We start from the raw sequence: 23,535 nt of genomic DNA on the forward strand, positions 1-23,535 counted from the left end.
TTTGTGAAAATCCTCGTTACGGGAGCAAATGGCTTTGTCGGAAAAAACCTTATTGCTGAATTGGAAAACAAGGGATATAAAGACATCTATAAGTTTACGAGGGATACAGATTCCTCCAAGTTAGAAACGTATGCGCGGGAATGTGACTTTATCTTTCACCTTGCCGGCGTGAACAGGCCTAAAGATGAAAAAGAATATTTGGAAGGAAATGTCGGGTTTACACTAAAACTAGTCGAACTGTTAAAAAAACATCTTAATCCATGTCCAATCCTTTTTACATCCTCTACCCAAGCTGCTTTGGATAATCCTTATGGTCAAAGCAAAAAGACGGTAGAGGATGTATTGTTTTCATACAGTAAAGAATATGGAGCCAAGGTGCTGATTTACAGATTGCCCAATCTGTTTGGTAAATGGTGCAGACCCAATTACAACAGTGTGGTTGCAACCTTTTGCTATCACATTGCAAGAAATAAAGACATTCAAATTCATGATCCTGATAGAGAGTTAACACTGTGTTATATAAATGATTGTGTAGCGGAATTTTTACAGGCATTGGAAGGAAAGGAAACAGTGAATGGAGATTTCTGTGTGGTTCCCGTCACTCATAAAATTACTTTAGAAGCGTTGGCAGAAAAGCTTTACTCTTTCAAGGAAAACCGTGAAACCTTAGTAATGCCATCATTAGAAAATGAACTGGATAAGGCGTTGTACAGTACATTCCTCTCCTATCTGGAAGAAAATCAATTTTCTTATAAATTAACAAAGAATGCGGATCACCGCGGCTGGCTTGCAGAGTTTATTAAATCGAAAGCAAATGGACAAATCTTTATTTCGAAAACAAAACCGGGTGTTACGAGAGGAAATCATTGGCATCATACCAAAGTGGAGAAGTTCCTTGTTATACAAGGGGAGGCGGCCATTCGGTTTAGAAACATCAATAGTGAAAATGTACTGGAATATAAGGTGAATGGGGAAGTTCCGGAGGTTGTTGACATCCCACCAGGCTATACACATTCTATCGAAAATACCGGGATGGAGGATGTTATTACATTATTTTGGGCCTGTGAAATTTTCAATCCGGAAAAACCTGATACCTATTTTGTGGAGGTATAAGGATAGTGGATAAATTAAAAGTGATGACGATTGTGGGCACAAGACCGGAAATTATTAGATTATCAGAAGTCATCAAAGCTTGTGACCGCTATTTTAACCATATTTTAGTGCATACAGGGCAAAATTGGGATTACACCCTTAATGAAATCTTTTTTGAGGAACTTGGACTGCGGCAGCCGGATCATTTTCTCGGTGTTGTAGGGGAAGATCTTGGTGAAACAATGGGAAATATTATTGCCCGTTCTTACAAGATTTTGAAACAAGAACAGCCGGATGCCTTGCTGATTTTGGGCAACACCAATAGCTGTTTAAGTGCTGTCTCTGCGAAGCGATTAAAAATACCAATCTTTCATATGGAAGCAGGAAATCGCTGCTTTGACCAAAATGTACCGGAAGAAATCAATCGAAAAATCGTCGACCATGTTTCAGATATCAATCTGGCCTATACCGAGCATAGCCGCCGCTATTTGTTATCTGAAGGAATTCGCAAAGAACATATCTTTGTGACAGGTTCCCCGATGACAGAGGTATTAAACAAAAATATGGCCCGAATTAAAGACAGCACAGTGCTTCAAGACCTAAAACTCGAAAAAGGCAAATATATTCTTGTCTCCGCACACCGTGAGGAAAATATCGATCATGAGGGAAATTTTCAATCATTGATGAATGCAATTAACTATATCGCTGAAAAATATCAGCTTCCTGTTATTTATTCAACTCATCCGCGGAGCTGGAAGAGGATTGAAGAGCGGGGATTTAGGTTTCATCCCCTTGTTCAAAAGCTGAAGCCATTTGGCTTTTTGGATTATAACCAATTGCAGCTTAATGCTTTTACTGTTCTATCGGACAGTGGAACACTTTCAGAGGAATCTGCAATATTAGGTTTTCCTGGAATCCTGATCAGGACATCAACGGAACGCCCGGAAGTTCTTGATAAGGGGACGGTCATAATAGGAGGGATTACAGAGGGAGATATCGTTCAGGCAGTAGAGCTGGCAAGGGCGATGTGGGAGAACGAGGAGAAGACATATGTTGCAAATGATTATCTTGATGAAAATGTTTCGGTAAAGGTTGTGAAGATTGTGCAAAGCTATACGGAAATTATTAATCAGGTGGTTTGGAGAAAAAATAGATGGAAATGAAAAAATACAATTTAGATATATTGTTTTTGGGGGGAGTTTTTAAAGAAGGAGAAATAATGAAACAAAGCAAGAGCAATGTGCAGTTTGCTGCCAATGTTCTTCAATGGAATATAATAGAAGGTTTAGATTATTTAAATGAGCAACCTGTAAATTTATTAAGTGCTATATTTATTGGATCATATCCAAAGTACTATAAAAAAATTCTGATACAAAGAAAAGACTGGTCCCATTTACCAGGAGCTAAAGACAAAGAAGTAAAGTTTTGGAATATTCCAATTCTAAAAAAATTTTCACGTGGGTGGAGTTTATCGAAAGAAATTATGATTTGGGCACAACAGAAAAATGAAAGAAAAAAAGTAATTATTGCATATTCAATGGATTATTCTATATTGAGTGCATTGAAGTCAGCAAAAGTAAGTAATTCAGAAATAATAACTTGTCTTATTGTTCCGGATTTACCACAATTTATGAATCTTTCCTCTTCAAAAAACTATAGTTATAAACTGTTAAAAAATATAGAAAGTGATCTAATTTCTCAACTCCAAAAATATGTGGATTCTTATGTTTTATTAACAAAGCATATGGCTGACTTTTTGAAAATACAAAATAAGCCATATGTAGTTATTGAAGGAATGGTAAACTTCAAGGATCAGACAACATATTTAGATAGAAGAAGGGAAGAACAGGAGAAAAGTCGTAAAACCATTTTATATACTGGGACGCTAAATGAAAAATATGGAATTTTAAATCTTTTAAAAGCATTTGAATTAATAAAAGATAAGAATTATAGATTACAAATATGTGGAACAGGGGAAGCAGAAAAAGACATAGTGGAAATGGCGAAACAAGATAATAGAATTGATTTTCGTGGACGTGTGTCTAGGGAAGAAGCAATACTTCTCCAAAAGAATGCAACGGTTCTAATAAATCCTCGAAATAGTGAAGGGGAATTCACCAAATATTCCTTTCCCTCTAAGATAATGGAATATTTGGTTTCAGGTGTACCAACAATTGCTTATTCATTACCAGGGATGCCTGAGGAATATAAAGATTATATGTACTTTATTAAAGATAATACAGTACAGGGCATAGCAAATACAATAATTAACGTATGTGAAACAAACCCGATTCAATTAAAAAAATTCGGAGAGGCATCTAGAAAATTTGTTTTATCCGAAAAAAATAATATAAGGCAGGTAGAAAAGATAATGAATATATTATGATGATTCAGTAAGACAATTTATGATTAAATCATTTAATCTTAACCATCCAAATGGTTCACATTAGTTAGTGAGGGGAAAAAATGCAATCAAATAAAAAACAAATAGAATTAATCAAATACGATTTTAAAACCAGCAAAATAACTAATGTAAACCCGCTCACAACTATTAATGAGTGGATAATCATACTTATGTGTATTTGGATTTCATGGCAGTATTTTAATTTTAAATTAGGAGTTTTACCTTTTTTAGCGCTGACTGCAGCTTGGTTTATTTCGTCTGATTATAGGTGGGCCTTTAAAGGTCTGCCTTTAGATATTGTGATGATTATCGTGTGGGGTTTAACATTCCTGCCATATATGGTAACGGGAAATTTCTTTTATGGTGGCTTAGATATTAAATATACAATAATAACTTTTATGTTATTTACCTTTGGAATATTTATAAATTATTACTATATGTATTACAACAATAATCCAGCGGTTTTAGGGAAAATTGTGTTTTTTACCATGTTTTTTTATTTGATTTCTTCCATTCAAACCTATATCGGCTTGAAGAAATACCCGCTTGCTGCTCGGGAATTAGCAACAGGAAGTGATCCATCGCAGGGTACCTATTCATCATTGGGAATTGGCGGCTTTGGTTTTATCTATAGTGCTGTTTTCTTAAATATTGTGATACTATATTTTGTTTTAATTAATAATCGAGTATCCAAAAAATATAAATTCTTCGCCATAACTGTTTGTTTTATGATTACGATTATGCTAATTTCTGCCTCATATGCTACATCTTTAATAATTGGTTTTTTAGGAGCATTTTTGGTAATTTGTGTTAGAGATAAAAAATGGTTTATCTTAAGCATGATCTTAGCTGTATTATTTTTTATTGCATTTCCTAAAGAAATAATTGGTTACTTTTTAATAGATATTGCTAAGTTATTTGACTCATCCTATGTGATACAATCAAAATTTTTAGATTTAGCACAAGGGTTTTTAGGTAATACATTAGGATCCCAGACTTCCGGAAGAAAGGAGCTTTATTTAGCATCATTACAAACATTTTTACAAAATCCATTTTTTGGGATTTATGGACCGTTTGGTAATGCCTTTCATGCAAAAGTAGGTGGCCATTCTGGTTGGCTGGACCTTATGGCTTATTACGGATTATTTGGATCGCTCCCATTATTTGCAGCGATCTTTTTTAATTTCAAAAAACAATTAAAATTTTTTTCTAAACATCCCTATTACCGGTTTTTGTTGACGGCGCAAGCTTTATTTGTCCTCTTTGGATTTATCAATCCAATTACCTATATTTACCAAGTGGGATTTATTTTATTTGTTGTAGCACCAGCAGTTCCATTTTTACCGCAAGCATTTGTAAAAAGAAATTTAGAGAAAGGGAATAGGAAATGAAAATACTTTGGGTTACTAATATTCCTTTACCGGAGGCAAGTTTACTTATGAATGAAGAACCAGCCTCTTCCGGCGGTTGGTTAATAAATGCTGCGGATGCATTAGCAAGAGAAGAAAACATTAAACTCGAAATCGCCTTTCCTAAAACTGGAACTAAAAAGGTAGGTACATTAAAAGGTGAGAAAGTATGTTATTACTCATTTCCTTTTATTCATTATCGTAATCATCAATCGATAAAAGATAATACAAATCTGTTAAGAATTATTGATCAATCACAGCCAGATATTGTGCATATTTTTGGAACAGAATTTGCACATACTGCTGCGATGGTAAATGTATGTAGACAAAAAAGCAAAAAGTTTGTCATTTCTATTCAAGGTCTTGTATCAGAGATTGCAAAACAATATACAGTGGGACTACCGAGAAAAGTGCAGTACAAATTTACATTTAGGGATTTTATAAAACAAGATAGTATTAAACAGCAACAAAGGAAATTTGAAAAACGTGGAAAACACGAAATAGAGGCACTTCTGAAGGCTTCACATATTATTGGGCGTACCACATGGGATCGTGCGTGTACATCATACATTAACCCAAGTGCTGAATACCACCACTGTAATGAAACATTGCGAAGTGTTTTCTATCAACATCAATGGAATCACAATAAATGTGAGAAATACTCCATTTTTTTAAGTCAAGGATCCTATCCAATTAAAGGATTACATTTTCTGCTTGAGGCTTTGCCGCTAATTCTAAATCGGTTTCCTGATACAAGGCTATATATTGGAGGTCCTGACATTACTAAGACGAATACATTGAAGGACAGATTTAAGATTTCCTCTTATGGAAAATACATTAAGGAATTGATAAAAAAATATCATTTACAAAATCATATCATATTTACTGGTATTTTAAATGCCGATCAAATGTGTGAACAGTATTTAAAATCTCATGTGTATGTATGCTCCTCTATGATAGAGAACAGCCCGAATTCTTTAGGTGAGGCGATGATTCTTGGAGTTCCATCTGTAGCAGCTGATGTTGGAGGGATAGCCGACTTATTAACTCATAAAAAAGATGGATTCATTTATCCTTCTAATGCGCCTTATATGATGGCTCATTATGTTAATGAAATATTTAGTAATAATCAACTTGCGCTAGAATTTTCGAAGAAAGCAAAAATAAAGGCTTCTATTATCTTTAACAAGGAGACAAACAATAGGGACTTATTGAGGATTTATCATCAAATTATCACTAATAATGCTGAAAGCTATGATAATGATCAATTAAAAGTGGGGTATTTGAAGTGAAAGTAACTTTTTTTTCCAACTTTTTAAACCATCATCAATTACCTTTATGTTTTGAAATGTATAGGTTGCTGGGGAATAATTTTAAATTTGTAGCAACTGAATATATTCATGAGGAACGATTGAAAATGGGTTACAAAGATATGAGTAATCAATATCCATTCACTTTAAATACTTATAAAAGCCACGAGGAATTTCTTAATGGATTAAAATTGGGAGATGAAAGTGATATTGTCATTATTGGTTCAGCACCGGACATTTTTATTAAAAATAGATTAAAAGAGAATAAAATAGTTTTTCGTTATAGTGAAAGAATATTTAAAAAAGGACAATGGCGAATTGTTAATTTAAGAAATACATTATCCCTAATAAAAAACCATACAAAATTTTCCGATAAGAATGTTTATATGTTATGTGCTAGCGCTTATACGGCAGCAGATTTCAACTTAGTTGGTGCTTATAGAAATAAAAGTTATAGATGGGGGTATTTCCCCGAGGCGAAAGAATATAATATTGAAGATTTACTATTAAGCAAGGAAAATATGCTTCCAAAGTTATTATGGGTAGGACGATTAATTAAGTGGAAGCACCCAGAATATGCAATCGAAGTAGCAGATAAACTAAAGCAACAAGGCTGGAAATTTACTTTGGATATTATAGGATCTGGAGAAATGGAAAGTGATATGAAGAAAATGATAAAAAGTAAAGGATTAGAGGATTGTATTAATCTACTAGGCAGTATGAGCCCAGATGAGGTAAGAATATATATGGAATCTGCAAATATCTTTGTATTTACTAGTGATTTTAATGAGGGGTGGGGGGCTGTACTGAATGAGGCAATGAATAGTGGTTGTGCCGTTATTGCCAGTCATTCAATTGGTTCAGCTCCATTTTTAATCAAAAATAATATAAATGGTTTAATTTATGAGAACGGAAATATCAATAGCCTATTAGAATGTGTTAGAAGGGTATTAGAGTCAAGTGAATTTCGCAAAGTATTGGGGGTAAATGCATATAATACCATTGTAAATGACTGGAACGCAAAAAAGGCAGCCGAAAGGTTTTTATATGTATCTGAAAACCTTTTAGCTGATAAAACTATCTTTTTTGATGACGGGATCTGTAGTAAGTCAGAAATATTAACTCAGAGATTTATTTATTAATTTTGGAAAGCTGTTAGTGGAGGTGAAAATACAATGGATATAAAAGTGAGTATTAACTGTATCACATATAATCATGAGAAATACATTGCAGATGCAATCGAAAGCTTTTTAATGCAGAAAACTAACTTCAAATATGAAATTCTTATTGGAGAAGATTGTAGTACTGATAACACTAAAAAAATTGTATCTGCATATGTAGAAAAATACCCGGATCTGATCAGATTGATAACATCTGAAAATAATGTAGGGGCGATGAAAAATTCACAAAGATTATTTGAGAATGCCAGGGGAAAATATATTGCTCTTTGTGAAGGTGATGATTTTTGGATTGATCCTTATAAGTTGCAGAAACAGATTGATTATATGGAGAGCAATCCTGAATGTACGATATGCTTCCATAACGCGGAGGTAAGAGATAAAAATAATGCTCCAATTGGAAAATTACATGTTCCTTGGTCAGTACATCAGCGGAAATATTATTATGGGAAAAATTACAGGTATTCAGCGGGAGAGATGGCACTACTGGACTTTATTCCAACTGCTTCAATCGTCTTTTTAAAGGAGTGCCTCAGTTCTCCACCTGATTGGATTAATCATTCTATAGTTGGAGATACCCCCTTGAGATTAATCGCTTCCAGTAAAGGATATGCTTTTTTTATAGATGAGGTCATGTCTGTTTATAGGCTTGGTGTAAATGGTTCGGAAACAGCAAGAGCAAATATTGAAAATATGGATAAAAAGAAATTAATTATCCGATTAAAAAAGCATATTGAGATTATAGATAACTTTAATGACTATACCAACTATCAATACGCTAATGAATTAAATAAAGCTAAAGTGTACTGGGAGGTGCCTTTATTATTACATACTCGTCAAATAGATAAATTGAAGAATCAAAAATATAAGGAGTATCTTAATAACTTAGGGTTCAAGGGTCTTACACACCTGTATCTCAGTTATTATTTCCCGAAGATTCATTCCAATATGACAAATTTAAAGCGGAAAATTAGAGGAATTTTTATAGAAGATGATTTGAGGGATACAAATGGTTAATCCAGAAACCTTAAAAGGAAAGACAATAAAAGGGGTGTTTTGGAGTTTTACAGATATTATGGCAAATCAGGGAGTACAATTTATAGTTTTAATGATTCTTGCTAGACAGTTACTCCCTGAGCATTTTGGAATTATTGGAATGATTACGATATTTATTTCCATATCCAATTCATTAATTGACAGTGGATTCACTCAAGCTTTGGTTCGAGAACAGGAGCCAACTCAAGAGGATTATTCCACTGTTTTTTATTTTAATCTCCTAATGGGGGTTATAGTGTACGGAATTCTATTTTTTTCCGCAGGATTCATTAGTTCCTTTTTTAAAGAACCAAACCTCTCATTTATTATTAGAATACTCGCAATAGTAGTTATTATTAATTCTGTTACGATTATCCAAAGAGCAATCCTTATCAAAAAGGTTGATTTTAAGACACAAATGAAAATTAATATTATTTCTGGAATAAGTTCTGGAATTACAGCTATTATTTGTGCAGGGTTTGGATTAGGTGTGTGGAGTTTAGTTATTAAAACATTGTTAATGCAAAGTGTTACTTCTTTTCTACTTTGGATTCATAATAAATGGAAACCATCCATAGTTTTTAATTTTAGTTCTTTCAAGCGCCTTTTTGGATTTGGATCAAAAATGATGATTTCTGGGATCATTGACACGATATATACGAATATTTATTATGTGATAATTGGAAAGTTCTATTCTTCTACTCAACTAGGTTATTATTCAAATGCTGTGAAATTAAGCGATGTGGCATCACAATCAATAACTTCTTCGATTCAACGAGTAACATATCCGGTTCTTAGTACTTTACAAAATGACCAAGAAAAATTGAAATTCGGCTATAAAAAGATAATGAAGGTCTCTGCTTTTATCAATTTTCCAGTAATGGCAGGATTGGCTGCAATTGCTGTCCCGTTAGTTAGTTTAATCTTTGGTGAAAAATGGATACAATTGGTTCCATATTTCCAGCTATTATGTTTAGCATATATGCTTTATCCGTTTCATGTAATCAACTTAAATATTTTACAGGTTAAAGGGAGATCAGATTTATTTTTACTACTTGAAATAATTAAAAAAATAGTAACAACTATATTGATTGCACTTGCCATATTCCTACATTTAGGGATAATCGGTTTGATATGGGCGGCAATCATCAATTCATTTATTGCCCTTTTTATAAATTCCTTTTTCTCAGCAAAAGAAATATCTTATTCGATATCAAAACAAATTGTTGATATACTTCCCCATTTTCTAATTTCTATATTTATGGGGGGAATAGTATACATCTTAGGAACTGTAATACAGGCTAATATAGCCATAAAACTAATTGTTCAAATAGGTTGTGGCGTATTATTGTATATCGCCTTTTGTTGGATGTTTAGGTTAAAAGAGCTCGAAATAATGTTTCAATTGCTAATACGACTTTTCCAGAATAGAAGGAAAAGAATAAAAATTGGAGGAATATAAAACAATGAAACTGAAAAATAATAGTTATCAAAAATATAAAGATATTTTTTAGAAATTTATAGGGGATTTTAAAAAAGTCATTTCAAAGAAGGTGATTTAAATGAAAGGGATCATTCTAGCCGGCGGCAGTGGCACAAGACTTTATCCGATTACGCTTGCTGTGTCCAAACAACTGTTACCCATTTATGACAAGCCTATGATTTATTATCCGTTATCCGTTCTCATGCTTGCAGGAATTCGGGATATTTTGATTATTTCCACCCCAAAAGATGCACCCCTCTTTAAGAATTTATTAGGGGATGGTTCTAATTGGGGGATTTCACTTCAATACGCAGTACAAAAGCATCCGCGTGGTCTGGCGGATGCTTTTATTATTGGTGAAGAGTTTATCGGTAATGATAACGTATGCCTTATTTTGGGAGATAATATCTTCTATGGGCAAGGATTTACTCCTGTCCTGAAAAGAGCCGCCAGTATCAAAGACTGCGCGGTTGTGTTTGGTTACCAAGTGAAAGATCCGCAGCGTTTTGGTGTAGTAGAATTTGACCAAGAATTTAACGCCATATCGATTGAGGAAAAACCATCCCACCCAAGATCCAACTATGCAGTAACCGGTCTCTATTTCTACGATAACCATGTAGTGGAGATTGCCAAGAATGTCCAGCCATCTGTTCGGGGAGAACTTGAAATTACCGATATTAATAAAGAATATTTAAAACAAAAAAAGCTCAAGGTGGGGCTTCTCGGAAGAGGATTTGCCTGGCTTGATACGGGTACAGTTGAAAGTTTCTTGGCAGCAAGTCAGTTTGTCGAGACAATAGAGAAACGCCAAGGCTATAAAATTGCCTGTCTTGAGGAGATTAGCTATCGAAACCAGTGGATTTCTTCAGATGAGGTTTTGGCTAGAGCGATTCAGTATAAAAATGATTATGGCCATTACTTATATGACTTAGTGCATGGGAGGTTTCATGATGATTCCAGTTACACAGCCGTTTCTGCCTCCCAAGGATGAATATGATCACTTGATATCAAGGCTATGGGTTTCCAAATGGCTAACCAATAATGGTATCTATGTGAGACAATTAGAGGAGGAACTTGAAGAATATTTGAATGTTCCTTCTTGTTATTATGTAGGAAATGGCACGATTGCTCTTCAACTGGCCATTCAATCACTTAAATTGAAAAATGAAATTATCACTACTCCTTTTTCATTTGTGGCTACTACAACATCTATCCTGTGGGAAAATTGTGAGCCGGTATTTGTAGATATCGATCCCAATACATTATGTATCGATCCAAATAAGATCGAAGAGGCGATTACAAGTAACACAGAAGCAATCCTTGCCACTCATGTATATGGGATCCCTTGTGATGTTGAAAGAATTGAGGAAATTGCCAAAAAGCATCATCTAAAAGTAATTTATGACGCCGCACATGCTTTTGGTGTTCGTTATAAAGGAGAATCCTTGTTGCAGTTTGGTGATATTTCCACACTCAGTTTTCACGCAACCAAGCCCTTTCACACAGTAGAAGGCGGAGCCATTATCAATAATATGGGGGAAAGAGTTGATAACCAAATTGCGTTATTAAGAAGTTTCGGTTTTCGTGGTGATGATTATGTTACTGCCGGGATTAATGCGAAAAACTCAGAATTTCATGCTGCGATGGGTTTATGTAATTTGAAATATATCGATGACATTATCACAAACAGAAAGAAAACTTCAGAAACATACGATACATTATTAGAAAACAGGGTTGAAAGGCCATTTATTTCGGGGGATGTGCAATATAATTATGCTTACTATCCGGTTATTTTTGAAACGGAAGAGGAACTTCTTCATGCTAAGAGCCAATTAGAGAATAACGACATTGAATCGAGAAGATATTTCTACCCATCTTTAAATACAATGACATATTTAAAGAATACAATATCTTGTCCAATATCAGAAGACATGGCAAGAAGAATCTTATGTTTGCCCCTTTTTAGTGGATTAAATGATGAAGATGTTGAAAGAATAGCAAAAATAATAATAGGAGAGAAGATCAATGAATTTGCTCATAACCGGCGGAGCCGGCTTCATCGGGTCTAACTTTGTTTCATATTTATTGGAGCAGCGAAAAGATATTCAGATTATAAATCTTGATCAATTAACTTACGCTGGGAGTCTTGATAATCTTAGGGAAGTGATCGACCATCCCCGCCATATCTTTGTGGAAGGCGATATTTGTAATCGCACCCTCGTGGAAAGGCTGTTTGAAGAGTATCAAATTAAAGGGGTTATTCATTTTGCAGCAGAATCTCATGTGGATAATTCGATTAAGAACCCAACCTTTTTTGTAGAAACGAATGTACTTGGTACATCTATCTTGCTTGAAGCAGCACGCGAATTTTGGATGGATGGGGAGGGGATTTACAAATCTGATTTTGAGCATGCCCGGTTTCATCACATTTCCACTGATGAGGTTTACGGAAGCCTTGGGACGGAAGGGTACTTTACGGAAAATAGTCCATATGCTCCAAACAGTCCTTACTCAGCTAGCAAAGCGGCTAGTGATATGATGGTACGCAGTTATTTTCATACTTATGGTATGAATGTTGTTATAACCAATTGCTCGAATAATTACGGACCAAAGCAGCATGCAGAAAAATTAATTCCAACTATTATTCGTAAGGCGATCTCTCTTGAGGAAATCCCTATTTATGGGGATGGCCAGAATGTTCGTGATTGGTTATATGTCCTTGATCACTGCCGTGCGATTGAAAAGGTATTTTTTGAAGGGCAATCAGGTGAGACCTATCTAATCGGCGGCCATAATGAGAAAAGTAATACCGAGATCGCTCATATTATTTGTGAAATTCTTGATTCGTATCAACCAGTTCCCAAGAATCAAAAAGGGGTTACAAAATATGAGCAATTGATAAGGTTTGTAAAAGACCGGCCTGGGCATGATTTTAGATACGCCATTAATGATAGAAAATTACGAGATAGTTTGGGCTTTCAGAATGAATATAAGTTTAACGAGGGAATTAGGAAAACCGTTTTATTCTACCTTGGAAAATCTAATGTGAAAATGAAGAGGTAAAAAACATATCACTATTTGTAAAAAAAGTGAGGTAAAGATGGAAACTAAATCTAACGTTACCCAATTGAACAAGAAAAAACTATCCGTAAGACATATTATATTTTCGGTTTTTATTATTTTCATATTACTGTTGGTGATTTGGATAAGTCTTTTGCAATTTCAAACTCCCAAGGTAATTACTGTAGAAAGTACAGAGACAGATCAGTTTTCTGCAGAAAGAGCAATGAGTTATCTAAAAAAATTTGCCGTAAAACCTCATCCACTGGGATCAAAGGAGCACGATAGAGTAAGAGATTATTTAATGAAAATTTTACGAGATTTAGGAACCTCACCCGAAATTCAAAGTGTAGATGGTATTTCCCAGAAATGGGGAATTGAATATGAAGGAAAGATAGAAAATATTGTAGCCAGAATACCAGGTAAAGATTCTACCAAGGCGATTATGATTTCTTCACATTATGACTCAGTAGAGAACAGCCCGGGAGCTTCTGATGCAGGCTCTGGGGTATCTGCGATCCTAGAGACAGTAAGAGTTATAACGCAATTTTCTCCTTTAAAAAATGATCTAATTATTTTAATCACCGATGGAGAAGAAGACGGATTGTTAGGGGCAAGGGCATTTGTTGAACTTCATCCATGGGCAAAAGAGGTTGGATTAGTGTTTAATTTTGATGCCCGAGGAAATACTGGTCCTTCCATTTTATTTGAAACAAATGAAGGAAATGAACGATTAATAACTGAGTTTAAAAAAGCAGCACCTAACCCAGTTGCCCATTCCTTTCTTTATGATATTTATAAAATATTGCCGAATGATACTGATTTTACTATTTTTAAATCTGCAGGTATGTACGGATTAAATTTTGGTTTGGTGCAAGGGTTATATAGTTACCATACTCCTGAGGATAAAGTAGAAAACATGGATATAAATAGTCTTCAACATAATGGCGAAAATATGGTTCACTTAGTTCAACATTTTGGAAATATGAATCTAGTTGCAAAAAAAGATGGGAACAAGATATTTTTTAACGTATTTGGAGAGAAAATGATCCTTTATTCTGAGAAACTGGTTATCCCATTTATGATAGTTGCGATATTGATCTTTTTACTTTCATTTATTCACGGGTATAAGCTAAAGAAACTTTCATTTGGCAATACAAGTAAAGGGTTTATTGTATTTGCAATCACGTTTTTTTTAGCCTTTTATTTTGGTAAGGCACTATGGTTTCTAATTAGGGTTATTTTCCATGACTATTCTTGGACAATTGAAGCGAATCCGAGTATAAGTATTCAGTTTTTTGCTTGCTTTATTTTATTCTTACTTATGTTCATCGGTGTTCTTTATCATTTGGCCTCAAAAAAAATGAAAGAACATAATTTTACAATGGGTGTTCATTTTGGTTGGCTTATATTGGTTATTATTACCAGCACCCTATATAAAGGCTCAAGCTATATTTTTTTATGGCCATTTTTGTTTGGATTAATAGGGTTGAATATACAAATGAGAATGAAAAATGAAAAGGTCTTTAAGAATCTTACAATCCAAATCATATTTGCAATACCACTGCTACTTATAATGGTACCAGTAATATATTTAGTATATATTTTACTGACTCTGGAAAAATCGGGTATATTATTGGCTCTTATTTCCTTAGTTGGAACATATTTATTACCAATATTAAATTGGGTAAATTTACAATTTGCCTTTCGTGAAAAAACGGTTGAAACACGAGGTATATAAGGGGAGTAGATGAAATGATAGCATCACTTGCAAGTGTACAAAAATATCAGGAAGTTTTTTATCATAAAGGTCTTGAATTAGAACTATTGACTAAAAGTGCGGATGATATGAAGAGGACAGAAAGCGTAATTATTCAGATAGACCCTAAAAATTTTTCTCCGCTAAGAAAGCAAGAGCTAATGAGAGATTATACAAAAAAAATACTCGAATATGGATACAACTTTATGTTGAGAGATGGAGATCAGGATATTGCTTTTTTATCCATCTATGGAAATGATCAAATGACAAAAACGGCATTCGCAAGTATTATAGGAATCATACCAACCTATCGTGGGGAAATATTGTTATTCACTTAGTCAGATTTGCTTTGGATTTTGCAAAAGACATTGGAATGGAAAAATTTAGGGCTGAAATTCATAAGGAAAACGCTAAATGGCTAAAATACTTATTGCACAGGCATAATTTTTTTATTGAAAGTGAAACAGACAATAATACAGTAATGATTATAAGGGATCTTTAAAGAAAGAATAATGTAATAATCAAATTTCGCCTATATAGTTATGGAATGATTTTAATGTAGAGAATGATTATTGCTTACGTCTTAGAATGGAATTAACGCACGCTCTTTTATTTTTGAAAATGTTAGAAAAAATGAAAAGAAATGAAGTGTTGATAAATGAAAAAGCTTCTTTTATTAGGTGGATCCACTCAACAGATTCCGGCAATTGTAAGGGCTAAGGAACTTGGACATTATACAATCCTATGTGACTATTTACCTGATAATCCAGGTCAGCATTATGCACATAAATTTTATTGTGTTAGCACAACGAATAAAGAAAAGATTCTAGAGGTTGCTCAAAAGGAACAAATCAATGGTATTCTTGCATATGCTTCTGACCCCGCCGCACTAACAGCAGCGTATGTTGGGGAAAAATTAAATTTGCCCACACAACCTTACCGCTCTGTAGAAATTCTTACAAATAAAGATTTATTTAGAGTGTTTTTGAGAGAGAATGGTTTTTTAACCCCAAAAGCAAAAGGATATGCTTCGTTTGAAGAAGCTAGGGCGGAAATAGAAGAATTTAGATTACCTGTCATTATTAAGCCTGTTGATTCCTCCGGAAGTAAAGGTGTGGGTATGTTAACAGATGTAAAGGATTTGGACAAATATATAGTGAATGCTTTACATTTTTCTAGGGTAAAAAGATTTATTATTGAGGAATTTATAGAAAAGAATGGATTTCAAGTGGCGGGAGATGGTTTCTCTATAGATGGGAAATTAGTATTTAGATGCTTTTCTAATAATCATTTTAATAAAGAATGTATGAATCCTTTTGTTCCGGTGGGGACAACTTTCCCAAGTATTAAGTGCCAAGTCATTCAAGAAAAGATACATGATGAGATTCAGAGATTGTTAGATCTTCTAGGAATGAGAACGGGGGCATATAACTTTGAAGTATTCCTAGATAGTAACGAAGATATTTACTTAATGGAAGTAGGTCCGAGAAATGGTGGTGACTATATTCCTCAAGTTATTCGACATGCTACAGGAATTGACTTGGTACAATATTCAATTAAAGCTGCCTTGGGGGAAAAGTGCAGTGAACTACAAATGAAAGAAACAAGCGGGTATTGGGGTTACTATGCAATTCATAGCAGAAATGGCGGTTATCTAAAAGAAATAAAAATGGATGAAAAAGTAAAGATTCAAAACTTGGTAGAAAGCTATTTAAATTACAATGTCGGTGATTATGTTCCTGCCTTTAATGGTTCTAATTGTACATTAGGGATTATCATAATGAAATTTTCTTCCATGAATGAGATGTTGGATAAGTTTGAAAACCCCCATCACTGGATTGAAGTAGACGTGGAAGAGTCCAGCTTAATGGGAACATTCAATTAATAATAGAAGAATAGGTGATAAAATGAAGTCGAAATCACTTCGAACAGCATTTATTTTTCAAATTCATAAAAATCCCAATCAAGTAAATCAGTTTATACATCAGATTACCTCAAGTGGAGAGGCTGATGTATTTATTCATATTGATAAAAAGAACTTTGAAAGTATGGCAGGGAAGATTGTTAGAGGAGAAAATATTTATATATTACATCAAAGTGTTTCTTGCGAGTGGGGAGATATAAGCCAGATCGATGCTACTCTTCTATTATTGCAGGAAGTCATAAACTCCCATAATGAATATGATTATGTCTGTTTACGAAGTGGTCAGGATTTATTGGTGAAAAATGGATTTAAAGAATTTCTAAAGGATCAAAATGGCAAAATATTTATGAGCTACCGCCAATTGAATAGGGATAGTTTAGGTTTAATGAAGATAAATTGGCCTAAAGCAACGCGAAAAAGATATACGACACCCCATCCAATTAGGGTGTATAGAAGAATCCTTTTAAGTTTATACGCTAAGGGGATTAATGTCTATCCAAATTATCACAAATGGCCAAAGGAATTTTCATTTTACAAAGGGTCACAGTGGTTTACCATTCCTTTTGAAGTCGCAAAGTACATGATCGACTATTTGAATGAAAATGAATGGTATTATCAATTCTTTCAAAATACGTTAGTTCCTGATGAGAGCTTTTTTCATACACTTATTTTGAATTCACCGTATAAATCTCGTGTTGTAAATAATCATCTGTTTTATTTGAAATGGGGCGAAAGTTTAAGTGATCGTAATTCACCGCAGGATTTGACGTTTGAAGATCATAAATTAATCGATGAATCCAATCTTTACTTTGCGAGGAAATTCGATGAAACCATTGACAAATCAGTCATTGAATATTATGTCAAAAATATAAGGTTTGGAGGAAAATCAAAAATCAGTATATAAAAATGTAGTGAGGTTAGGATGAATATGAACTTTCTGCAAATTAGAGACCTTGAGCAGCAATTTGGGTCTCCCTTTTTTTTACTTGATGTCAATACATTAAGAAATAATCATAAAAAGATCGATGATGCATTTAGAAGCAGATATCCCCGGTTTATTATTGGATATTCCTATAAAACGAACTATTTACCATTCTTATGTAAAGAAATGAGAAGGTTAGGTGCTTATGCTGAAGTAGTATCTCGGTTAGAGTACAATTTAGCACTAAAAATTGGTGTAAACCCCGAAAATATTATCTTTAATGGACCATTAAAAACAGCAGAGGATGTTGAACTGGCTTTAGATAATGGAAGTTTATTAAATATCGATTCTCTTTATGAATTAGAATATATTAGGGACTATTGTATTGAAAACCAGTATAAAATGGTGAAAGTTGGATTAAGGGTAAATCTCAATATTTATAATAATAGTGAAACTAGAATTCAAGAGGGATATAAAATAAGCAGATTTGGCATATGTGTTTCTAATGGTAATTTTGAATATGCAATAAATAAACTGAACAAAATTAAGAATCTTAAAATTGTGGGATTACATGGCCATATTTCGACTAGTGAAAGGAAAGTTTCGACCTATAAACAGATAACGATGGAACTATGCAAATTGGCCCATGATTATATTGGAGATTCGCTAGAATATATTGATATCGGCGGAGGGATTTTTGGGGAACTTCCGGCATCATTTCATATTCAAGCTCCGAGTTTCGATGATTATGCAGAAGCCGTTAGTTCCGTCCTGAACCAAGAGTTTAGTGAAATTGAAAATAAGCCATATTTAATACTGGAACCAGGCATTTCTATGGTAGCAAATACCTTTACATTTATTTCAAAAGTGGTGGAAGTGAAGAAGGTTCAAGATAAGTATTTTGTCTTGATTGACGGTAGCGTCCACAATATTAAGCCTACTTTGCATAAGCGCAACTTGCCTATGGAGGTAGTGAAGCAGTATAACGAAACGACGCCAATTGAAACCTACAATGTTGTTGGATATACCTGTATGGAAAAGGATTATTTAGCACATAATGTCTTCGGGGAGCTGCCGGAAATAGGAGATTATATCCTTTTTGAAAATGTAGGTGCCTATACGATCGTATTTAATCCACCGTTTATCAAAGAAAGGCCGGGAATTGTGGCTGTTGATCACGGTGCTTTTTTTATTGTCAGAAGAAAAGAAACTCTGAATGAATTTGTTAACGAGAATCTATATGTATTCTAGAAATGTAGGGGTGTAGAATGAATATTTTAATATGTAGTGCAGGAAGAAGAGTCAAATTAGTAAAATATTTTAAAGAAGAGCTTAAGAAAGTTGGGGGAGAAGTTATTGCAGTTGATTGCGACGCATCAGCCCCGGCACTGCAATTCGCGGATATTGCCCATATAGTACCACGTATTACTGACAAGGGATATATAGCCCATATTATGGAGCTATGCCGAAAGTATAAGGTTGATGCCATGCTATGCCTGATTGACCCGGAATTAAGTTTATTAGCGGAACATAAGGAAGAGTTTGAACAAGAACATGTTAAAGTGATTGTATCTGATAAAGACGTGGTAAATATTTGCTTTGACAAATACTTAACCTATCAATTGCTACAAACACATGGACTTCCGGGAATACCGACCTATTTATCTATTGATGAAATAGTTGAGGAAATGGATCAACAGCGACTTGATTTTCCATTAATTATTAAACCAAGAAACGGCAGTGCCAGTTTAGGAATATCTATCGTACATTCGTATGCGGAACTAACTGCACTTTGGAAAGATCATGGTAATTTCATTGTCCAGCCATTCATTGAAGGAAATGAATATGGTGTAGATTGCTATATTGATATATTAAATGGCAAACCAACGAATATATTTTGCAAACAAAAAATAAAGATGAGGGCTGGGGAAACAGACAAATCCATTGCCATCCATGATCCTAATTTAGTGCAATTAATTGAAGAATTGCTGTGCATCTTACGCCCTATAGGTCCAATTGATATTGATTGTTTTAAAACGGATAAAGGCTATATGATTTCCGAAATCAATCCAAGATTTGGCGGAGGGTACCCCCACGCACATGAAGAGGGACAAAATTTTGTTACATGCATTGTGAACAATCTAATGGGAATACCTAATAAGGTTGAAATTGGTAACTATGAGCATGGTTCTGTCATGATCAAGTATGATGATGTTGTATTACTGAAATCAATCGATATGATGAAAGAACAAGGTAATTTCCAAAAGTCCTTTATTGAATAGAGGAGCAAGGGCCAATTGATTTTCACCATCTGGTAAAATTTTAAAAATCTATCAAGCCGGAGTGGTTAGTATGGTAAAAGCACTGGAGTTAGTCAGCTCTTTAAGTATAATCAGGAAAATACCTATTGGATGGAAATTAAAACTTCAATATTTAATATCGAAAAAACCAAGTTATCCATTATTATCTAAAAATGACTTAAAAGTAATTGTTACCCTTGCAGCTGATTATGGAAATCTAGGCGATATAGCTATTACTTATGCACAAACAAAATTTTTGAAAGAGCATTTTCCCGATCGTCAAATTATAACAGTGCATGTTAAAGATACTTACATGCTTAATATTCTGAAGAAATCAATTGGCCCAGATGATATTATTACGATTATAGGCGGAGGAAATATGGGAAATGTATATGAGAGTTATGAAGGCCGTAGACGCTATATCATTCATTTATTTCCCAATAATAAAATCATTTCATTTCCTCAATCCATTGATTTTAGAACAAAAAAGTCACTAAACAAAAGCGTAAAGATATATTCTAAACATCAAAATTTGCATATCTTTGCGAGGGAGACTAAATCATTTGAATTAATGAGGGCCAGTTTTATTAATAATTATCTTTATTTAGTTCCTGATATTGTTTTTTACCTTAATAAGGTTATGCCGACTTTCCACCGGGATGGGATTATCCTGTGTTTACGAAATGATATTGAGAGAAGTATTTCAAAAAATCAATGGGCTAGTCTTGTAACTTTGATAGAAGGAAAATATCAAAATATTCAATATTACGACACCTTTATCGGTGATTACCAAAAAGGTAAGGAGGATGTTGAATTAGATAATATATGGAGTGCTTTTAAAAAGGCTAAGGTAGTTGTTACCGACAGATTACATGGAATGATTTTTTGTGCAATTACTAACACTCCGTGCATTGTGTTACCAAATGGTAATCATAAGATTTCAAGTACGTATTATAAATGGTTAGATCATTTAAAGTTTATTATTTATATTGAGCATTTTGATGAAAAGCAAATAGTAGAACATATAGATTCTATTTATCATAACAATCCTGAGAATGGAAAGTTTAGTTTAAATCTAACTAGTAAGTTTAGATCGTTATCAAAGGTTCTAAAGAGTGAAGAAACATAATGTAATGATTGAGGACGATTTAAATGCTATTAAAAATATACAGGTTTTTTATTTCATTGCTCCCTATTGCTTACATGGTAATTATTTGGCTGCAATCCAGCCATTTTAACCCAAATTCCATCGGAAATATATTAACGATGGTGAATAGTTCCATTATTTTAGTTATCGGCACACTGTTAGAGCTTGCCCATTTAATTGAATTTGGAATCCTTTATTTTTTCATTGTAGTGGTGTTTCTTTGTTATGGATCCTTAAATAAAAGGAAAGAATTTATAGCAATCATCATCTCAGTTTTGTATGGATTAACCGATGAAATCCATCAGATATTTGTTCCATTTAGATCATTTTCATTAATAGATCTGTTAAAAGATAGTATTGGAGTTTTGGCAATTTGGTTCCTTATTCATAAGATTTATTATGCAGGAAACGATACAAGATTTAGTTTATTTTTAAAAGGGATCTCAGCTGCCTTTAATAGTAAAAAATAAGCTTTCTATTTCTATTTGACGACAGGATAAGACGTCCTCTTATCCTGTCTCCCCATTTAGTCATGCAAAAACTTCACACAAACCGGTTGCGGCACGGCAATATCCGATTCCATCAAAGTCAGCCTCCCCGAGTCCTCGTCTCTGGCAAACAGCACAAGATTTCCCGACTCCTGATTGGCCGCCACGATAAATTTTTCGCTTGGATCCAAAGCAAAATCCCGCGGCCAATCGCCCTCAGTCGAAGTATTTTCGATAAAACTAAGCTCCCCTGTTCCTTGATTTACGCTGAAAACGGCAATGCTGTTATGGCCCCGGTTGCCGGCATAAACAAAGCGTCCGTCGGAAGAAATGTGAATCGCACTGCATTGGTTATTCTCTTTAAAGTCTTCCGGAATGGTGGAGATGTATTGTTTCTCGGAAAAACGCCCATTTTCATAGTCCAGCACAATAACCTCGGAGCTTAACTCTGTCAACAAATAGGCAAAGCGGCCATTTGGGTGGAATTCTAAATGGCGCGGCCCGCTTCCGGCTTTTAATGGAAGCAATTTAACCTTTGTTAGTGTGGCATCATCATGAACCTGATAGGTAATTAACGCGTCGATGCCGAGATCAATCACTGCCAGAACCTTTCCATCCGGGGTGAATCTGGAATAATGACAGCGGGCCTTATCCTGTCTGGGATCTGGACCTCGGCCTTGATGCTTAATGGACGATGCTACCGGCAGAATCGAGCCATCATTTCTGTTAAGAAGATGTGATTCTACTATCCCCTTATGATAGTTAGCACTAAATAAGTATTGATTTTTATCATCTGCACTTATGTAACATGGTGGTGCTCCCGGCGATAGTTGTTGATTAATGAAACTTAATTCTCCGGTTTCATTGATCGAAAAGGCTGCCACGCCTCCGTTTTCTCCATCTTTCACGATTGAATAAAGAAAGCGATTATCGCTGCTGATGGCTAAATAAGTAGGGTTTCCCAGCTCCGCCGCGACTTTAATATCTTCAATCTTTTTTTCATCCGTATTTAACGTAAAGCAATATATCCCCTTGCTTTCTCCTTTTGTATAGGTTCCAATATAACCCTTATATTTATGTATTTCCGTCATTTTTAAGCTCCTTTAGCAAATTTAGTCGTCTTATTATAACAAAAACGGTTAGTTTTTATGAAAAGGAATGCATAGCAAAGATAAATCAGTTATACTGACAGAAAGAAATAGGATGATGCACTCTTTTATTGGCAATATTGAAAGAGTTGGGTATTATTTAAACTGTATGGGACTATATTTTGTGCCTTATTTTCTGTACATATAACCGTTCGGAAAAGGAGTTTGAACATGGTAAATAAAAAAAATACAAAGCAGAGAGCGAAATCCTCATCTAAATTTGTTTTTTGGATGATCGGGTTAGTGGCTGTTTGCCTGTTGGCGTTTATTTTTATTAGTAACATGAATGATAAACCGGAAACCGCAAAAACAAAGACCAATGAGATCGATTATGCAAATCAGCCCTATCTTGGTGAAAAGTCTGCACCGGTATCGATAGTTGAATTTGGTGATTATAAATGCCCAAGCTGCAAAGATTTTGCCGAAAATGTTGTACCAATGATCCAGAAAGAACTGATCGATACGGGAAAGGCCAAGTTTTATTTTATGAATGATTCGTTTATCAATGTTGACTCGAAGCGATCGGCGCAATTCGCCGAAGCTGTTTTTCAAGAGCTGGGTAACGATACATTCTGGAAATTCCATGAGCTTCTATATAAAAAGCAGCCCGATCCAAAATACGAAAAGACCGATGTCTTTACGGAGCAATTTTTAATCGATATGTTAAAAGAAGTGGCTAGTGAACAGGAAACAGAGAAGGCAGTAAAAAATTTTAAAGCCAAGAAATCGATGAATGCCTGGAAAAAAGATATGGACTATGTTGATAAGTTAGGGGTGACGGGGACCCCAACCCTATTTATAAACGGCAAGATGTTTACTGGCAAAACAATCGATGATTTGAAAGATATGGTAGAAAAAGCAGCAAAGGAGAAGTAA

General features: G+C 34.4%; 21 protein-coding genes. 20 read left to right on the forward strand and 1 reads right to left on the reverse strand.

What is annotated here, in order from left to right:
- The first annotated feature begins 3 nt into the window (after window positions 1-3).
- From RCG24_RS20895 to RCG24_RS20985, 19 genes are all read left to right on the forward strand, one after another.
- Window positions 4-1,113 (forward strand): capsular polysaccharide biosynthesis protein CapF, encoded by a 1,110-nt coding sequence (locus tag RCG24_RS20895; protein WP_308077966.1) that lies wholly within the window; start codon window positions 4-6, stop codon window positions 1,111-1,113.
- 5 nt (window positions 1,114-1,118) lie between these two features.
- Complete coding sequence (wecB, locus tag RCG24_RS20900) at window positions 1,119-2,255, forward strand: non-hydrolyzing UDP-N-acetylglucosamine 2-epimerase (protein ID WP_308077967.1); 1,137 nt, start codon at window positions 1,119-1,121, stop codon at window positions 2,253-2,255.
- Window positions 2,246-3,478, forward strand: a complete 1,233-nt coding sequence (locus RCG24_RS20905) for a glycosyltransferase (RefSeq protein WP_202655709.1) — start codon at window positions 2,246-2,248, stop codon at window positions 3,476-3,478. The genes wecB and RCG24_RS20905 overlap by 10 nt, the downstream gene beginning before the upstream one ends.
- Before the next feature lie 80 nt (window positions 3,479-3,558).
- Complete coding sequence (locus RCG24_RS20910; RefSeq protein WP_202655710.1) at window positions 3,559-4,887, forward strand: O-antigen ligase family protein; 1,329 nt, start codon at window positions 3,559-3,561, stop codon at window positions 4,885-4,887.
- Complete coding sequence (locus tag RCG24_RS20915; protein WP_308077968.1) at window positions 4,884-6,197, forward strand: glycosyltransferase family 4 protein; 1,314 nt, start codon at window positions 4,884-4,886, stop codon at window positions 6,195-6,197. The genes RCG24_RS20910 and RCG24_RS20915 overlap by 4 nt, the downstream gene beginning before the upstream one ends.
- Complete coding sequence (locus RCG24_RS20920; RefSeq protein ID WP_202655712.1) at window positions 6,194-7,357, forward strand: glycosyltransferase; 1,164 nt, start codon at window positions 6,194-6,196, stop codon at window positions 7,355-7,357. Before RCG24_RS20915 ends, RCG24_RS20920 begins: the two co-directional genes overlap by 4 nt.
- A gap of 33 nt (window positions 7,358-7,390) precedes the next feature.
- Window positions 7,391-8,410, forward strand: a complete 1,020-nt coding sequence (locus tag RCG24_RS20925) for a glycosyltransferase (RefSeq protein WP_202655713.1) — start codon at window positions 7,391-7,393, stop codon at window positions 8,408-8,410.
- A complete protein-coding gene (locus tag RCG24_RS20930; protein ID WP_308077969.1) occupies window positions 8,403-9,890 on the forward strand; it encodes a lipopolysaccharide biosynthesis protein in 1,488 nt (495 codons plus the stop codon). The genes RCG24_RS20925 and RCG24_RS20930 overlap by 8 nt, the downstream gene beginning before the upstream one ends.
- Window positions 9,891-9,990: 100 nt before the next feature.
- Window positions 9,991-10,902: a glucose-1-phosphate thymidylyltransferase RfbA gene (rfbA, locus tag RCG24_RS20935; RefSeq protein WP_202655716.1), complete on the forward strand. Its 912-nt coding sequence runs from the start codon at window positions 9,991-9,993 to the stop codon at window positions 10,900-10,902.
- Complete coding sequence (locus tag RCG24_RS20940) at window positions 10,859-11,980, forward strand: DegT/DnrJ/EryC1/StrS family aminotransferase (protein WP_308077970.1); 1,122 nt, start codon at window positions 10,859-10,861, stop codon at window positions 11,978-11,980. The genes rfbA and RCG24_RS20940 overlap by 44 nt, the downstream gene beginning before the upstream one ends.
- A complete protein-coding gene (gene rfbB / locus RCG24_RS20945) occupies window positions 11,937-12,974 on the forward strand; it encodes a dTDP-glucose 4,6-dehydratase (RefSeq protein ID WP_308077971.1) in 1,038 nt (345 codons plus the stop codon). Before RCG24_RS20940 ends, rfbB begins: the two co-directional genes overlap by 44 nt.
- 37 nt (window positions 12,975-13,011) lie before the next feature.
- Window positions 13,012-14,712: a M28 family peptidase gene (locus RCG24_RS20950; RefSeq protein ID WP_308077972.1), complete on the forward strand. Its 1,701-nt coding sequence runs from the start codon at window positions 13,012-13,014 to the stop codon at window positions 14,710-14,712.
- Window positions 14,713-14,726: 14 nt separating this feature from the next.
- A complete protein-coding gene (locus RCG24_RS20955) occupies window positions 14,727-15,068 on the forward strand; it encodes a hypothetical protein (protein WP_308077973.1) in 342 nt (113 codons plus the stop codon).
- A gap of 320 nt (window positions 15,069-15,388) precedes the next feature.
- On the forward strand, window positions 15,389-16,615 hold the full coding sequence (locus RCG24_RS20960) for an ATP-grasp domain-containing protein (protein ID WP_308077974.1): 1,227 nt from the start codon (window positions 15,389-15,391) through the stop codon (window positions 16,613-16,615).
- 22 nt (window positions 16,616-16,637) lie between these two features.
- Window positions 16,638-17,558 (forward strand): beta-1,6-N-acetylglucosaminyltransferase, encoded by a 921-nt coding sequence (locus RCG24_RS20965; RefSeq protein ID WP_308077976.1) that lies wholly within the window; start codon window positions 16,638-16,640, stop codon window positions 17,556-17,558.
- An 18-nt stretch (window positions 17,559-17,576) separates the two neighbouring features.
- A complete protein-coding gene (locus RCG24_RS20970; RefSeq protein WP_308077977.1) occupies window positions 17,577-18,827 on the forward strand; it encodes a type III PLP-dependent enzyme domain-containing protein in 1,251 nt (416 codons plus the stop codon).
- 17 nt (window positions 18,828-18,844) lie between these two features.
- Window positions 18,845-19,858, forward strand: a complete 1,014-nt coding sequence (locus RCG24_RS20975) for an ATP-grasp domain-containing protein (RefSeq protein ID WP_202655722.1) — start codon at window positions 18,845-18,847, stop codon at window positions 19,856-19,858.
- Between the two features lie 70 nt (window positions 19,859-19,928).
- Window positions 19,929-21,005 carry a polysaccharide pyruvyl transferase family protein gene (locus tag RCG24_RS20980; RefSeq protein WP_308077978.1) on the forward strand — a complete coding sequence of 359 codons (1,077 nt, stop codon included), beginning with the start codon at window positions 19,929-19,931 and terminating at the stop codon, window positions 21,003-21,005.
- A gap of 74 nt (window positions 21,006-21,079) precedes the next feature.
- On the forward strand, window positions 21,080-21,493 hold the full coding sequence (locus RCG24_RS20985; protein WP_308077979.1) for a VanZ family protein: 414 nt from the start codon (window positions 21,080-21,082) through the stop codon (window positions 21,491-21,493).
- A gap of 56 nt (window positions 21,494-21,549) precedes the next feature.
- On the opposite strand, the gene RCG24_RS20990 is transcribed toward RCG24_RS20985, so the two are convergent.
- Window positions 21,550-22,602, reverse strand: coding sequence for a lactonase family protein (locus RCG24_RS20990; protein WP_308077980.1), 1,053 nt, complete (start codon window positions 22,600-22,602; stop codon window positions 21,550-21,552).
- Between the two features lie 228 nt (window positions 22,603-22,830).
- On the opposite strand from RCG24_RS20990, the gene RCG24_RS20995 reads away from it, so the two are divergent.
- The gene (locus RCG24_RS20995; protein WP_308077981.1) at window positions 22,831-23,535 is read left to right on the forward strand and encodes a DsbA family protein; all 705 of its coding nucleotides are present in this window, start codon (window positions 22,831-22,833) and stop codon (window positions 23,533-23,535) included.

Origin of the sequence: Neobacillus sp. OS1-32 (genome assembly GCF_030915425.1) — a bacterium.
In the GTDB taxonomy this organism is placed as follows: domain Bacteria; phylum Bacillota; class Bacilli; order Bacillales; family Cytobacillaceae; genus Neobacillus; species Neobacillus paridis.